Annotated in this window: 13 protein-coding genes; 3 read left to right on the forward strand and 10 right to left on the reverse strand. The window is 73.1% G+C overall.

The annotated features are described in order from the left end of the window. Window positions 1-15 precede the first annotated feature (15 nt). The 5 genes from PLP61_RS03540 to PLP61_RS03560 all read right to left on the reverse strand — a co-directional run bounded on the left by PLP61_RS03540 (window position 16) and on the right by PLP61_RS03560 (window position 5,191). On the reverse strand, window positions 16-1,020 hold the full coding sequence (locus PLP61_RS03540) for an alpha/beta hydrolase (RefSeq protein WP_324500414.1): 1,005 nt from the start codon (window positions 1,018-1,020) through the stop codon (window positions 16-18). A 23-nt stretch (window positions 1,021-1,043) separates the two neighbouring features. After that, window positions 1,044-2,462: a M28 family peptidase gene (locus tag PLP61_RS03545; RefSeq protein ID WP_324500416.1), complete on the reverse strand. Its 1,419-nt coding sequence runs from the start codon at window positions 2,460-2,462 to the stop codon at window positions 1,044-1,046. Then, the gene (locus PLP61_RS03550) at window positions 2,449-3,771 is read right to left on the reverse strand and encodes an MFS transporter (protein ID WP_324500418.1); all 1,323 of its coding nucleotides are present in this window, start codon (window positions 3,769-3,771) and stop codon (window positions 2,449-2,451) included. Before PLP61_RS03550 ends, PLP61_RS03545 begins: the two co-directional genes overlap by 14 nt. Window positions 3,772-3,846: 75 nt before the next feature. Continuing rightward, window positions 3,847-4,350, reverse strand: coding sequence for a MarR family winged helix-turn-helix transcriptional regulator (locus PLP61_RS03555; RefSeq protein ID WP_324500420.1), 504 nt, complete (start codon window positions 4,348-4,350; stop codon window positions 3,847-3,849). Window positions 4,351-4,393: 43 nt separating this feature from the next. After that, the gene (locus tag PLP61_RS03560) at window positions 4,394-5,191 is read right to left on the reverse strand and encodes an acetoacetate decarboxylase family protein (RefSeq protein WP_324500422.1); all 798 of its coding nucleotides are present in this window, start codon (window positions 5,189-5,191) and stop codon (window positions 4,394-4,396) included. Window positions 5,192-5,351: 160 nt separating this feature from the next. On the opposite strand from PLP61_RS03560, the gene PLP61_RS03565 reads away from it, so the two are divergent. Next, window positions 5,352-6,707, forward strand: a complete 1,356-nt coding sequence (locus PLP61_RS03565) for a glutamine synthetase family protein (RefSeq protein WP_324500424.1) — start codon at window positions 5,352-5,354, stop codon at window positions 6,705-6,707. Between the two features lie 79 nt (window positions 6,708-6,786). After that, window positions 6,787-8,067, forward strand: coding sequence for a cytochrome P450 (locus PLP61_RS03570; protein ID WP_324500426.1), 1,281 nt, complete (start codon window positions 6,787-6,789; stop codon window positions 8,065-8,067). A gap of 155 nt (window positions 8,068-8,222) precedes the next feature. Here PLP61_RS03570 and PLP61_RS03575 read toward each other — a convergent pair whose 3' ends face one another. From PLP61_RS03575 to PLP61_RS03585, 3 genes are all read right to left on the reverse strand, one after another. Then, window positions 8,223-10,625, reverse strand: coding sequence for a beta-glucosidase (locus tag PLP61_RS03575; RefSeq protein WP_324500428.1), 2,403 nt, complete (start codon window positions 10,623-10,625; stop codon window positions 8,223-8,225). Window positions 10,626-10,700: 75 nt separating this feature from the next. Beyond that, window positions 10,701-11,753, reverse strand: coding sequence for an aromatic ring-hydroxylating oxygenase subunit alpha (locus PLP61_RS03580; protein WP_324500430.1), 1,053 nt, complete (start codon window positions 11,751-11,753; stop codon window positions 10,701-10,703). A gap of 20 nt (window positions 11,754-11,773) precedes the next feature. Then, complete coding sequence (locus PLP61_RS03585; protein ID WP_324500432.1) at window positions 11,774-12,742, reverse strand: PDR/VanB family oxidoreductase; 969 nt, start codon at window positions 12,740-12,742, stop codon at window positions 11,774-11,776. Between the two features lie 110 nt (window positions 12,743-12,852). On the opposite strand from PLP61_RS03585, the gene PLP61_RS03590 reads away from it, so the two are divergent. Next, window positions 12,853-13,545: a type 1 glutamine amidotransferase gene (locus PLP61_RS03590; protein WP_324500434.1), complete on the forward strand. Its 693-nt coding sequence runs from the start codon at window positions 12,853-12,855 to the stop codon at window positions 13,543-13,545. Window positions 13,546-13,637: 92 nt separating this feature from the next. On the opposite strand, the gene PLP61_RS03595 is transcribed toward PLP61_RS03590, so the two are convergent. Then, on the reverse strand, window positions 13,638-13,829 hold the full coding sequence (locus PLP61_RS03595; RefSeq protein ID WP_324500436.1) for a ferredoxin: 192 nt from the start codon (window positions 13,827-13,829) through the stop codon (window positions 13,638-13,640). After that, window positions 13,826-14,016 (reverse strand): NADH-ubiquinone oxidoreductase-F iron-sulfur binding region domain-containing protein (locus PLP61_RS03600; protein ID WP_324500438.1); only part of this gene is annotated, 191 nt, incomplete at its 5' end. The genes PLP61_RS03595 and PLP61_RS03600, both read right to left, overlap by 4 nt.

Consider the following 14,016-nt stretch of genomic DNA (forward strand, 5'->3'; position numbering starts at 1 on the left):
GGCGGGTCGAGGCCGCTACTCGGCGAGCCGGGCCACGATCCAGTCCGCGGCCGCGCTCGGCGCGTGCCGGGCCTGCATGGTGCCGGAGTGATGGCTGGGCCACCAGCAGGTGGTGAGGTCGACGCCGCGGGTGCGGTACGCCGACATCAGTCGCCGGGTGAGCGGGGCCGGCGCCACCTCGTCGAACCAGCCCGCGTCGATCCGCACCGGCACCGGGGCGAGGTGCAGGTCCCGCACCTCGTTGGCGCGCATCACCTCGAACAGCGCGCCGAACAGCTCCCCCCCGTGCCGACCTCCGATGGCGGCAGGCGGCAGTCCGCCGAAGGAGTCCGGCTGTGCCAGGTCCGAGGCGCAGCGCTCGTCCAGGTGCGGCCACAGCGCCTCGGCGCGGGTGCTCAGCCCGCCCCCGCCGACCAGCTCGGCCACCCGGGCGGAGGCGGTGGTGGCGCCGCGGATCATCAGGGCGATCAGCGCCGACAGGATCCCGCACGCGGGCAGCACGACCGGCAGTCTGCGGGTGGCACCGATGGTGAGGTCCATCCGCGTGACCGGGGTGAAAGCGGCGACGCCGCGCAGCGGCAGCGGTCGCGTTCGTCCGGACCGGGCGGTGAAGAGTGCGGCCACCGATCCTTCGGAGTGTCCCGCGCTGACCCAGCGGTCCCCGAGCCGTGGGTCGAAGTCGCGCCGGGCCGCGACCATGTCGAGCACCGACGTCGCCAGTGGGTCGCCGATCAGGTAGGGGTGCACGCCCGGGCTGCCCAACCCCTCGTAGTCGGGACGCAGCACCGCGACCCCGCGGGCCAGCAGCCGCTCGCACAGCGCATCGCCCTGGGAGATCCGCCGCCACTCGGGGTGCCCGGGCGCGGCCGTGCTGGGGGCGCCGCTCGCTGCGCCCCCGGTGGTCATGTGGCCGTAGCTCACCACCGGCCAGCCGTCCGCCGGTGGCGGGGAGTGCGGCAGGTGCACCAGGCCGGTCAGCCGGACCGGCGCTCCGCTCGCCGAGGTCGACGGATAGCTCACCCGGGAGGTCGTGCCGTGCTGCATCACCAGCGGCCCCGGGGGAGCCGTCGGCGCAGCGAGCGAGGCACGAGACCGATCCGGTCCCCGCGTGCCCGATCGGCCCGGTCGATGAGGTCGATGAAGAACCTGGCCACCGGGACGAGCTGGTCGGTGTCGACGAACGCGGGGGTGTCGGCGTCGTCGTACAGGTAGAGCGGTCCCGAGATCAGACTCACCGTCGGGACCCCGGAGAGCAGCATGAAGGAGGCGTCAGTGGGTATCCCGGAGCGGGAGTACTCCAGCAGCGAGGCGTTGAGGAGGCAGGTGCCGTGCAGGCCGTGCCGCCGGATCGCCCGCACCAGTTCCCACTTCAGCCGGGGGTTGAGGTTCTCGAAGAGTCCACGCGGCTCGGTCTCGCCGGTGCTCGCGAAGGCGCCGTCCGTGCCGCGCACCGCTCGCAGGCCGACGTGCTCGACGGTGGCGTTGAGCACGAGGTCGTAGGGACTGCCCGGGTCCAGGGCGTAGCGGCGGGCGAACTCCTGGTGCGCCTGGTAGCCGGTGAAGTGGGTGTCGAAGGTGACGAACAGCAGCGTCTTCTCCCGGGTCGCCCCCTGCGCGGCCAGCCGGCCGTAGTGCTCGGCGAGGGCGATCACCTCGGCGCTGCCCGAGGCGTCCTCGACCGCACCAGGTCCGACCGAGTCGTGGTGGGACTGCACCATGACCGTCTCGCGGGTCCGTCCGGGAAGTACGCCGAGCACGGTGCGCGAGGCAACCCGCTCGCGCTCCACGGCCAGCTCGAGCTCGGCCACCGGGTCCTGGCGGAGCAGGCCGCGCAGGGTCCTGCCGGTGGATCGGGTGACCCAGACCCCGGGCAACGGAAGGACGGACCGGCGGTAGTACTCGTTGTGGTAGTGCAGGGACTCGGGGTAGTCCCGCAGCACGCCGACCACCCCCACCGCACCGGCCTCGGCGGCCGCGGACATCACCGTGGTCAGTGAGGTGATGTAGGGGTTGCGAGAGCGCAGCACCTCGTGGCGCAGCAGGCGGCGTCCCGGGTCGTGGATGTACTCGCTGATCGGCAGCAGGGAGTACAGGGACATCTGGAAGGCCAGGTCGAACAGCACGATCCGGCCTCGCACGTCGTGCTTCTCGACGGTGCCCTCCCCGATGTCGACGACCGGTGCCCGGACCCGGCCGCCCAGCGGGCCGGTCGTGTGGTGGTCTGTCAGCGCGCTGTGCAGGACCGGCGCGCAGGGCAGGTCCTGGCCGCCGGCTCCGAGCCGCCAGCGGGTGGCTCGCCAGGAGTACGAGGGGACCTCGAGGAAGCCGACGTCGCTCAGACCGGCCGCGCGGAAGCGTCCCGCGACGTAGTCGGCCGCGGCCTCGCCACCCGGCGTACCGGTGGCCCTCGGGGCGAGCGCGACCAGGTCCTGGATGGTGGCCAGCAGGTCAGCGGACCGCATGGTCGACTCCCTCCGCCCGCAGCACCCGGTCCAGCCGGTAGCGGCTCAGCGCCAGGAGGCTGAGGAGCACCAGCACGGCCGGCACGACCGAGATCCCGAGCAGGATCGCGTTCGTCGCGGTGGCACTCTGCTCCGCGGCCCCGGAGACGTAGCCGCCCAGCGCGAGCACGAAGCCGTACGCCGCCGGGCCGAGCGCGAAGCCCAGCAGCTCGAAGGCCGACCAGGTGCCGGTGAGCAGGCCGATCCGGTTCTGGCCGGACTCCATCGCGTCGTGCGCGGCCAGGTCGGGCAGCATGGCCAGCGGGAAGAGCTGGCTGCCGGCGTACCCGATGCCGACCACCGCCGCCCCGCCCAGCAGCACACCGAGGCTGCCGCCGCGCGCTGCGGTGAGCGCCAGCAGGCCGGCCACCAGCACCACCGACGTGGCGGCGAACCCCGCCTTCTTGCCCCAGCGCAGGCCGAACCGCTCCCACAGCGGGCTGACGACGACCGCCGGCGCCACGAACGCCACGAACGCGTAGGTGGCGACGGCCGAGTCGCCCATCACGTGCCGGGCCGTGTAGCTGATGCCCGCCAGGACCATCGTCATCGCCACCGCCTGGAGGACGAACGCGGTGAGCAGGGTCCGCACGTGCGGGCTCCTGACGACCAGCGCCAGCTGCTCGCGCAGCGTCCCGCTGGTGGCCTCGTGCCGGGTCAGCGCAGCCCCGCGGGTGCCGACCCACAGGCCCCAGGTGCCGGCCAGGATCAGCACGGCCATGACGACCGCCATCAGCCGGTAGCCCGCTGCCCCGCCGAGCGCCTCGACCAGGAGCGGCGCGGTCGCCCCCGCGACCATGATCGCCCCGGTGATCACGACCACCCGCCACATCATCAGCCGGGTCCGCTCGGCGTAGTCCTCGGTGATCTCCGCCGACATCGCCAGGTAGGGCACCTGGAAGAACGCGTAGGCCGTCGCCGCGACCAGGAACGCGGCCACCACCCAGGCCGTGGCCAGCCACGGCGGAGCGGTGGGCCCGGCGAAGATCGCGAGGAACCCGGCGGCCATCACGATCCCGGCGCGCCGGATGATGGGGCGGCGGCGCCCGAGCGGGTTCGTCGAGCGGTCGCTCACCCGGCCGGCCAGCGGGTTGAGCACGAAGTCCCAGCCCTTGGGCACGAACACCACCAGGCCGGCCAGCGCCGCCTGGATCCCGATCACCTCGGTCAGGTACGGCATGAGCAGCAGGCCGGGGACCGTGCCGTAGGTGCCGGTGGCGATTCCCCCCAGGGCGTAGCCCCGGCGCTGCCGGGCAGGAAGCGGTGCCATGCCGCGAGACTAGGGGAGGGGAGACGAGGGCGGGTGCTGCGCCCGGACCCGCCGCGCGTCGCCGACGCGCTCCGGTCAGTCCTCCAAAGCCTCCGCGGTCGTCACGATCTGGCGCAGAGACGTGGTCATCGTGGCCAGCGCCTCTCCCGGGACGGCGGCGACCAGCTGGGCCTCGGCGCCGTTGAACTGCGGGTAAAGGACCACCATCAGCTCGCGCCCGGCCGGGGTGAGCGTGAGCTCCACCAGGCGCCTGTCCTGCAGGCTGGGCAGCCGCTCGACCAGGCCGCGCCGGACCAGGGTGCTGGTCACCCCGGTGAGCGTGGCCTTGGAGATGCCGACGCTCTCGGCCACCCGGCGCGTCTCCATCCGGTCCCAGATCCACAGCAGCCACAGCACCAGGAAGCCGGTCCAGGTCAGGTCGTGGGGCCGCAGCGCGGTCCGGGTCAGGTGGGCCCGCGCGGCGTTGGCGGCACGGTAGAGGCTGGACAGGGCGTGGGCTGCCGGGTAGTTCAGCGCCAGGTGCCCGACCCGGTCGCTCGTGGCGCGCTCGGTCTCCTCGAGGGTGTGCTGGTCGGGCATGGTGGGACCCTACCCAGTGGACGGTACGCCGGCTCCGGCCGCCTCAGTCGGTCAGCCGCTCGAGCGACGTACCGCCGTTCCACACCACGCCCACCTGGCGGTAGTAGCCGCCGATGACCTCCTCGACGGTGAGCCGCGAGAGCTCCTCGGTCGGGGAGTCGAACAGCCGCACCTCCACGTCGCCGCGCCAGGCCTGGCCGCCGGCGAACTCCGCGCCGCCGGACTCGATCAGCTCGGCGTACGCGTCGCCGCCGCCGGCGATGTCGGGGTAGACCCGGTGGTGGGCCATCGGGTGGGCGTTGACGAACCCGTTGGTCTCCGACTCCTCCCGCAGGGTCAGCACGGCCTCGGCCAGCCGCCGGTCGCCGGCGGCCAGGGTGGCCCCGAAGACGCCGCCCGCGGCGATCTGCGGCGCGCCGTGGGCGAACGGGTGCGGCCGGGTCTGCCACATCGAGCCCAGCTTCTTCGGGTAGCCCTGGTGCATCCCGCGGGCGATGGCGAAGTCCTTGTCCACCCAGATGTAGACGCACCGGGAGTAGGTACGGCCCCGGTAGGAGCAGCGCACGACGACGAAGCACTCCTTGTACTGCGAGCGCACCGGGTCGAGCAGCTCCTCGCGGCCCGCGGAGCACGACTGCCAGTCCGCCCAGATCAGCGCCACCGCCCCGGGGTCCTCCGCCGCGGGCTCCAGCGGCGCGGGGAGCAGCTCGGCCACCCGGGCGGGGTCGGTGCGGTACTCGACGGTGAGCAGGTCGCCGGAGTAGTACCACGGGGGCGAGGGGATCAAGGAGGCCTGGCCACTCGCCGTACGCGGGAAGAAGAAACCCTTCATCTGGGTCATCGAGGCTCCTGGGGTGGCCGGGACGTGGATTAGGCGGATTCGTTCGGGTCCGTACGATAGCGGGATCATCCGCCGGGCGGAACCTCTTGCCGGGGCGGGGAGCCGTCGGTACTGTTCGGACCCAAACGACCTCGCTCCTACCAATCCGAAGGGGTTGCCCGTGGCGCACTTCGACGTGTCCGGACTGCAGGCGGCCGCCGACCAGCTCGGCGAGCAGGGCATCGACGTCGTGCGGCTCGGGTACGCCGACATCATCGGCACCGATCGCGGCCGCGACGTGCTGGTCAACCGGTTCCCCCGGACCGTCAGCAGCGGGGTCGCCTTCTGCCGCTCGGTGTTCGGCACCACGCCCCGCGGCGGCGTGGTCGACATCGAGGGGGGCCTGTCCGCCGGGCTGCCCGACATCCTGGCCTTCCCCGACATCACCACGCTGCTGCCGATCCCGTGGGAGCCCGGCGTCGCCCACTGCATCGCCGACATGTACAACCCCGACGGCACGCCGGCGGAGGAGAGCCCGCGCCAGGTGCTGCGCACGGTGGTGGCCAAGTTCGCGGAGCTGGACATGGTGCCGATCGTCGGCCCCGAGCTGGAGTTCTACCTCCTCGAGGAGTCCAAGGAGTCGCCGTCGGGGTGGCGCCGCTACGGCGAGGGCACCGGCAACGTCTACGTGTCCGGCCTGAAGGGCGACCCCGAGAACGTGCTGCTGGACTCCCTGCGCAAGCTGGGCGACTACGGCATCGAGGTGATCTCGGCCAACCACGAGTTCTCCTCCGGCCAGTTCGAGATCAACCTGTGGCACGGGCCGGCGCTGGACGCCGCCGACCGTGCGCACCGCTTCAAGCACGCGGTCAAGGAGCTCGCCCTGCACGAGGGCAGGCTGGCGACGTTCATGCCCAAGCCGTTCAACGACGAGGGCGGCTCCGGCTACCACCTGCACTTCTCGATGTGGTCCACCGACCGGAAGACCCCGCTCTTCGACGACCCCGAGGGGCCGCACGGGCTGTCGAAGCTGGCCCGGCACGCGGTCGCCGGCATCCTCGCGCACGCCCCCGCGCTGGCCGCCGTGGCCAACCCGACCATCAACTCCTACAAGCGCTTCGGCCCCGACACGCTGGCGCCCTGGCTGGTCGACTGGGGGATGGACAACCGCAGCGCGATGGTGCGCATCCCGCCGGAGCGCGGCTCCGCGTCGCGGATGGAGCTGCGGCTCGGGGACGCCAGCGCGAACTCCTACCTCGCCATCGCCGGCATGCTCGCCGGAGCCCTGCTCGGCATCCGCGACGAGCTGGAGCCGCCGGAGCCGCTGGTCGGCTACGGCTACGACCCCAGCCGGTCCGACCAGCTGCCGCAGACCCTCGGCGAGGCGCTGGACGCCTACGAGGCGGACACGGACTTCGCCGCTGTGCTGGGCGAGCCGTTCACCAAGGCGTTCCTGACCTACAAGCGCGACGAGATCGAGCGGTTCAACCACTGGATCACCGACTGGGAGTTCCACGAGTACACCTACCACCTCTGACCACCGGGTCGAGCGCCCGTCGCGCCCCCACTGGCCGGCCAGCCGGTCCGGCCGGACGAGACCACGAAGGAGATCCCCGATGCCCCGCCACGAGCCTGTGCCGCTGGAAGAGGTCGACCTGTCCGACATCGACGGGTTCGCGAACCTGCGCGGCTTCGCGCAGCTCGACACGCTGCGTGCCGAGGACCCCGTGCACTGGAACCCCGAGCCGGCGCCCAACCACGGCTTCTGGGCGGTCACCCGGTACGACGACATCTGGGCCGTCGACCGGGACCCCGAGACCTTCACCTCCGAGCAGTTCGTGAACCTCGAGGAGGTGGCCGCCGAGGACCGCGAGGTCCGGCGCTCCCTGCTGGAGACCGACGGGCCGCGGCACCTGGCGATGCGCAAGCTGATCCAGCGCGAGTTCTCCCCCCGCAACCTGCTCAACAACTACGAGGGGTTCCTGCGCGAGCTCACCCGGCGCACCCTCGACGAGGCGTTCGCGAAGGCGGCCGACAACGGCGGGGTGATCGACTTCGTCGAGGAGATCAGCGCCGACTTCCCGATCAACGTGCTGGCGCGGCTGCTCGACGTACCCGCGGAGGACACCGGCCAGCTGATCGCCTGGGGCAACGAGTTCGTCGGCAACACCGACCCGGACTTCGCCAAGGTCCGCGCGGACCTGGAGGAGTCCGAGGAGTACAAGCACCTGCCGTTCCGCTCGCCGACCGTCCAGGAGGTGTGGGACTACGGCAACGGGCTGAAGCGGGAGCGGACCGGCGGCGACGGCACCGACCTGATCAGCATCCTGGCCAACAAGATGCCCGAGTACGGCGGCCCGCTGTCCGAGCAGGACTTCAACATGTACTTCACGCTGCTGGTGATCGCGGGCAACGAGACCACCCGCCACGCCATCTCGAGCTCGATGCTCGGGCTGATGGAGCAGCGCGACCAGATGGCCGCCCTCAAGGCCGACCCGTCGCTGATTTCCGGGGCGGTGGAGGAGCTGCTGCGCTGGGCGTCGCCGGTCTACCACTTCCGGCGTACCGCCACGCGGGACGTGGAGCTGGGCGGCAAGCAGATCAAGGAGGGGGACAAGGTCGTGATGTGGTTCGCCTCGGGCAACCGCGACGACGCGCACTTCGAGGACCCCTACCGGATCGACGTCGCCCGAGCCAACGTCGACCACATGACCTTCGGCAAGGGCAGCCCGCACCTGTGCCTGGGCAACAACCTGGCCCGGATGGAGATCCGGCTGATGTTCGAGGAGCTGCTGCCGCGGCTGGCCGACATCCAGCTCGCCGGGGAGGTACGCCGGGTGCGCTCGAACTTCGTCAACGGGATCAAGGCGTTCCCGGTGCAGGTGACGCCTGCCTGAGTGCGCTGCTGGTTTCCCCGCCTCGCCCGCCCGGCGGGCTACTGGTGCGTACGACGTACCAGGCGCGTCGTACGCACCAGTAGTCGGGGGGGCGGCTCCGCGCGGCGCGGCTCAGCACCCGGGGCATCGAGCCAGCACCCGGCCGCGCCACCCGCTCAGTCCGTACGCCGCCGCCCCACCGCCCGGAGCGGCTCGCCGTTGAGCAGGGCCAGCAGGCGGTCCAGGCGGGCGAAGGTCACCGGTCCCGGCCCCATCTGGGCCAGGGCGCGCACGGGGAGCCCCGCAAGCACGCTCTCGAGCAGCTCCTCCCGCTCCGCGGAGCCACCGTCCGCGAACCGGCGCGCCATCGGCCGGCCCACCAGCCCCAGCAGTCGGCGGCCCGCCCAGCTCGACCCGAGGTCGGAGAGCGGGGAGGATCGGGTGAACGGACGGGCCCGGGCTGGGACCGGGACCGGGTGGCCCAGCAGGTCGGCGTACTCCTCGTCGCCGGCGACGGGCCCGACCGTGCGCGCCGCAGGCGCCGGCGGGTCGTCGGACTCGAGGTCCACGGCGTGGCGGTGGTAGAGATGGGCGGAGGAGGACCCGACCAGCACCTCGTGCCGTCCCGGCTCCACCACCCAGCGGCCGGACGCCACGTCCCACACGGTGAACGACCGGCGGTACAGCCGGACGCGTGCCCTGACGCTCTCCCCGGCTGCCGCGTGCACCTTCGCGAACCCCTGCAGCTCCTTCAGCGGACGCTGGAGCAGCCGGCCGGGCCCCGCGACGTACACCTGCACCACCTCCGAGCCCGCGCGGTCCCCGACGTTCGCCAGCTCGACGGTGACGGTGAGGTCGGTGCCGATGCCGGAGACCTCGACCGCGCGGTGCTCGAACCGGGTGTAGGACAGGCCGTGCCCGAACGGGAAGCGGGCCGGGACGCTCCAGGTGTCGTGGAACCGGTAGCCGATGAAGGAGCGCTCGCGGTACTCCACCTGTCGGGGGTGCCCGGGGAAGTTCGCGTCGGCCGCCAGGTCGACCACCCGGACCGGGACGCTCTCGGCGAGCCGGCCGCCGGGCTCGGCGGCCCCCAGCAGTACGTCGACCAGCGCGGCGCCACCGGCCTGGCCGCCGAGGTACGCCTCGACCAGCGCGGCGGGCCGGTCGGCCCAGTCGAGCTCGACGCCGCCGCCGTGGCAGAGCACCACGACCGTGCGGGGGTTGACCTCGAGCACCGCCCGCACCAGCCGCTCGTGCCCGTCGGGCAGACGTACGCCGGCCCGGTCGCGGCCCTCCGCCTCCTCCCGGCCCGGCATCCCGACCAGGAGCACCACCTGGTCGGCGGCCGCGGCCAGCCGGGTGGCCTGGCCCACCAGGGTGTCGGTCGTGGCGCCGGTGGCGGCGTCGTACCCCGGCGCGTGCTGCACCGAGACGTCAGGCGCCTGCTCGGCGAGCGTGGCGGTGAGCACGTCCCACAGGGAGTCCAGCCTGGTCGGGGTGACCTGTGAGCTGCCCGCCCCCTGGTACCGCGGCTGCGTGGCGAACGCCCCGACCACGCCGAGCGTCCCCTGCGGACGCAGCGGCAGGATCCCGTCGTTGGTGAGCAGCACGGTGCCCGCGGCGGCCACCCGGCGGGCCAGCGTGTGGTGGGCGTCGAGGTCGGCCGGGGTGCCGCGTCCGGGCACCTCCTGCCAGCGCAGCGCGGCCTCGAGCACCCGCGTCGCGGCCCGGTCCAGGCTCGCCACGGGCAGCCGTCCCGCGGCGACCGCAGCCTCGATCTCGGCGTCGAAGGCGTGCGCACCCCCGGGCATCTCCAGGTCCAGGCCCACCGCCAGCCCCGCCACGCGGTCGTTGGTGCCGCCCCAGTCCGAGACCACCAGGCCGTCGTACCCCCACTCTCCGCGCAGCACCTCGCCGACCAGGTGGGCGTGGTCGGAGCAGAACTCGCCGTTGACCTGGTTGTACGCCGTCATCACCGCCGCGGGGGACGACTCGGCGAGGACGATCTCGAAGCCGCGCAGGTAGGTCTCGCGCAGCGTCCTCTCGTCGACGACGGTGTCCACCACCATCCGCGCGGTCTCCTGGTTGTTGGCGGCGAAGTGCTTGGCGCAGGCGCCGACCCCCTCGGCCTGGATGCCACGCACGAGCGCCGCCGCCATCCGGCCCGACAGCAGCGGGTCCTCGGAGAGGTACTCGAAGTTCCGGCCCCCCCGCGGGTGCCGTTTGAGGTTCAGCCCTGGCCCGAGCAGGATCGCGACGTCCTCCGCCTTCGCCTCGCGACCGAGCGCCCGGCCCACCTCCTCCACGAGCTCGGGGTCCCACGTCGAGGCGAGCACCGCGGCCACGGGGAAGCAGGTGGCGGGGACGGAACCGCCGAGCCCGACGTGGTCGGAGGCGCCGACCTGCTTGCGCAGCCCGTGCGGGCCGTCGGCGACCGTGATCGCGGGCACGGTCGCCTCGAGGTCCTCGGTGCGCCAGAAGTCCTTGCCCGACACCAGGCGGATCTTCTGCGGCACCGTGAGCCCGGCCACCAGGGCCCGGGCCCGCTCGCCGACGGATCCAGTGTGGTCTGGGGACACGGGGGCCTCCTGGGCTGGGCCGAGCGCTTGCTCCGGCCCATTCTCCCGGCCGGTCGTGCCCGACCGGCGGGGAGTTCAGCGGACGCCGGTCTCGTCGGCGACGAGGCGGTCCATGATCCGGCGTACGGTCGTCGCCGCGGCGTCGGCCGCGACGCTCACCTCTGGTCGCGGACCGTCCTCGGCGACGAGCTCCTGCATGGTCTCCAGCGCCTGCTGCACGCGCCGGTAGTACCGGTCGAACAGCGGTCGGAGCGTGCCCTCCGCGGCCTCGGAGGACGCGAAGTTGCGGCTCACCCGCCACACGTGCCGGGTCGTCGTCTCGTCCACCGGGGTCAGCGCGTGGGTGAACACGAAGCTGTGCACGCCGTCCGCGGCGCCCTGGCCGCTCACCGTGGTGTGCCACCGGTCCACCCACAGCCCCGGGGAGACGAACTCGCCCTCCTCGCGGTGGGCGTGGGCGGACTCGGCCGGTACTCCGAGCAGCGCCGCCTGCCAGTCGGCGACCGGCGCGGGCGGGTAGTCGCGCGAGAACTGCATCGTGGTCTCGCTGACCCGCACCTCCAGCGGCGGGGTCGGACCCGCACCGAGCGCCGGAGGCGCGATCTCGGGGTCCACGTGCGCGACGTGGGTGATGTCGGAGAAGTTGTCCAGCAGCAGCCGCACCGACGCCCGCGTCTCCCAGGTGTCACCGAAGGAGGCCCAGGCGGGGTCGCGCAGCCAGGGGGCGGTCGGCGGCGGGCGCAGCCGGGCGACCCGGGGGTCACCGGTCCACACCCACACGAACGAGCCGTCGTCGTGCACGGGGAAGGCGCGGACCGCCGCACCGAACGGCACCTTCTCCTGGGTGGGCACGGCGACGCAGGAGCCGTCGGGGGCGTACCGGAAGCCGGTGTAGCCCGCGATGATGTCGTCGCCGGCGACCCGCCCGCTGCTCAGTGGCACGGGCCGGTGGCTGCACCGGTCCTCCAGGGCGACCGCGCGGCCGTCGGTGGCGCGGTAGAGCACCAGCCGGGTGCCGAGCACCCGGCGGGCCAGCGGGGTCCGGCCGACCTCGTCGGTGGTGGCTGCGGCGTACCACGCGTGGTGGGGTACGTCGGGGCAGCGGCGCCCGGTGGTGGAGTGGCTCATCGCAGGTCGTTCCTTCCCGCTCACGCGTCCAGGACCAGCCGGTCGCCCTGGCAGCGGGAGACGCAGACCATCATGCAGTCCATCGCCTCCTGCTCGTCAGGGTCCAGCACCGAGTCACGGTGGTCGACCTCGCCTTCGAGCACGCCGGTCTCGCAGGTGCCGCAGATCCCCTCCAGGCAGGAGCCCAGCACCGACACCCCGGCGTCGCGCATGGTGTCGAAGACGCTCTTGTCCGGCGGCACCGTCACGGTGATCCCGGAGCGTTGCAGCACCAGCTCGAACGAGGCGTCCTCGCCCTCGCGCTCGACGGTCTTGGCCGCGAACCGCTCCAGGTGCAGCGCACCGGCCGGCCATTGGGAGGAGTGTTCCTCCACCACCGCCAGCAGCGGCTCCGGCCCGCAGCAGTAGATCAGTGTCCCGGGCTGCGGCGTGCCGAGGATCCCGGCCACGTCGAGGAGACCCTGCTCGTCCTGGGGGACCACGGTGACGCGGTCGGCGTACTTCTCGAGGTCGGCGAGGTAGGCCATCGACGCGCGGCTGCGGCCGCCGTAGTGCAGGTGCCAGTCGGCGCCGGCGGCCTGGGCCTCCTCGATCATCGGCAGCATCGGGGTGATGCCGATGCCGCCCGCGATGAACAGGTAGCGCGGTGAGGCGAGCAGCGGGAAGTTGTTGCGTGGCCCGCGGATGCGCACCCTCGCACCCTCGCTGAGCGCGTGCACGCGCTCAGACCCGCCGCGGCCGTCCGGGGCCCGCAGCACGGCGACACGGTACGACGTGGGCTCGGCCGGGCTGCTGCACAGGGAGTACTGGCGCACCAGGTCGCTGTCCAGGAGCAGGTCGATGTGGGCGCCCGGGGTCCACGGCGGGAGCGCGCGGCCGTCGGGAGCGCTGAGCGTCAGCTCGACGACGTCCTCGGCGGGGTGGGTCAGTCCGGTGACCACGACGTCGGCCTCGAACTCGGTGACGACGGTGGGTGTCGGCTGGCTCATGCACACGCTCCAGGCTTCGGCTGGGGTCGCGCACGCCGCCGCGCGACCGTTAGGCTCCGAACGATAATGGCCGGGTACCCGGTCGACAAGGAGGAATCAGAGGAGGCCGGGTGCGCGCGCTCGTCATCCAGCACGACCACGTCTCACCACCGGGGCCGATCGGCGACCGGCTGGAGGAGCGGCTGGTCGACATGGTGCTCCACCAGGTGGTGCCCGAGGAGCACTTCCACTCGCCGGGGGTGGCCACCGAGTTCCCCGAGGTCACCGGGTTCGACCTGGTCATCCCGATGGGTGCGCCGTGGTCGGCGTACGACCCGGGCGTCGCCAGCTGGGTGCTGCCCGAGCTGGAGCTGTTGCGGACCGCGGACCGGGAGGGGATCCCGGTGCTCGGGATCTGCTTCGGCGGCCAGCTGCTGGCCTCCGCGCACGGAGGCACCGTGTCGCGGGCGTCCGAGGCGGAGATCGGCTGGGTGAGCGTGGAGTCCGACGAGCCGTCGCTGGTGCCGCGCGGCCCGTGGTTCCAGTGGCACCAGGACTGCTGGACACTGCCGCCGGGGGCCCGCGAGATCGCCCGCAACCCGGTGTCGTCGCAGGCGTTCGTGCTGCGCCGCAACCTGGCGGTGCAGTTCCACCCCGAGCTCACCGCCGGGATGCTGCACGGCTGGCTGGACAACGGCGGCGATCGGTTCGTCCACCAGAGGGGACTGTCCGTGGAGGAGCTGCGTGCGGCCACCGTCGCCGAGGAGCCGGCCGCCCGGGCCCGCGCCGAGGCCCTGGTGGACGCCTTCCTCGATCGGGTGTGAGGCGGCGCGGGTGTTCCCGCACACTCAGTGACGGATGGGACGGGTGGTGCGTCGGGCAAACAGCGACGGGTCAGCGGGCAAACAGTGACGGGTCAGCGGGTGAGGCGCAGCGCCAGCTGGGGGCAGACCCGGACCGCCTCCCGAGCCTCCTCGACCAGCTCGGTGGGAACCGGCCCGGTGACCACCGGGTAGCCCCACTCGTCGAGGTCGACGAGCTCGGGCAGTACCTCGTGGCACAGCCCCCGGCCACGGCAGGCGGGCCAGTCCACGCGCAGCTGGTTCACGACGCCTCCTGCAGGGCCGAGCCGCAGGCGCCGGCGGCGTGCTCGGCGACCTCGCCGGGGAACGCCGCGAGCAGGGAGCGCACCAGCCGTACGGTGCCGTCGGGGTGCGCGCAGGCGCCCCGACGGACCACGACGCCCGCGAGCTCCTCGACCCGCGCAAGCCCGCCCCTCCCGGTCTCCACCGCCC

Source organism: Nocardioides sp., assembly GCF_035429765.1.
GTDB lineage: Bacteria > Actinomycetota > Actinomycetes > Propionibacteriales > Nocardioidaceae > Nocardioides.

Bases quoted from the DNA above. Each gene is read 5' to 3' on its own strand.
- PLP61_RS03555 (WP_324500420.1), bottom strand. From the start codon at position 4,350: ATGCCCGACCAGCACACCCTCGAGGAGACCGAGCGCGCCACGAGCGAC.
- PLP61_RS03545 (WP_324500416.1), bottom strand. From the start codon at position 2,462: ATGCGGTCCGCTGACCTGCTGGCCACCATCCAGGACCTGGTCGCGCTC.
- PLP61_RS03580 (WP_324500430.1), bottom strand. From the start codon at position 11,753: ATGAGCCACTCCACCACCGGGCGCCGCTGCCCCGACGTACCCCACCAC.
- PLP61_RS03560 (WP_324500422.1), bottom strand. From the start codon at position 5,191: ATGACCCAGATGAAGGGTTTCTTCTTCCCGCGTACGGCGAGTGGCCAG.
- PLP61_RS03570 (WP_324500426.1), top strand. From the start codon at position 6,787: ATGCCCCGCCACGAGCCTGTGCCGCTGGAAGAGGTCGACCTGTCCGAC.
- PLP61_RS03550 (WP_324500418.1), bottom strand. From the start codon at position 3,771: ATGGCACCGCTTCCTGCCCGGCAGCGCCGGGGCTACGCCCTGGGGGGA.
- PLP61_RS03585 (WP_324500432.1), bottom strand. From the start codon at position 12,742: ATGAGCCAGCCGACACCCACCGTCGTCACCGAGTTCGAGGCCGACGTC.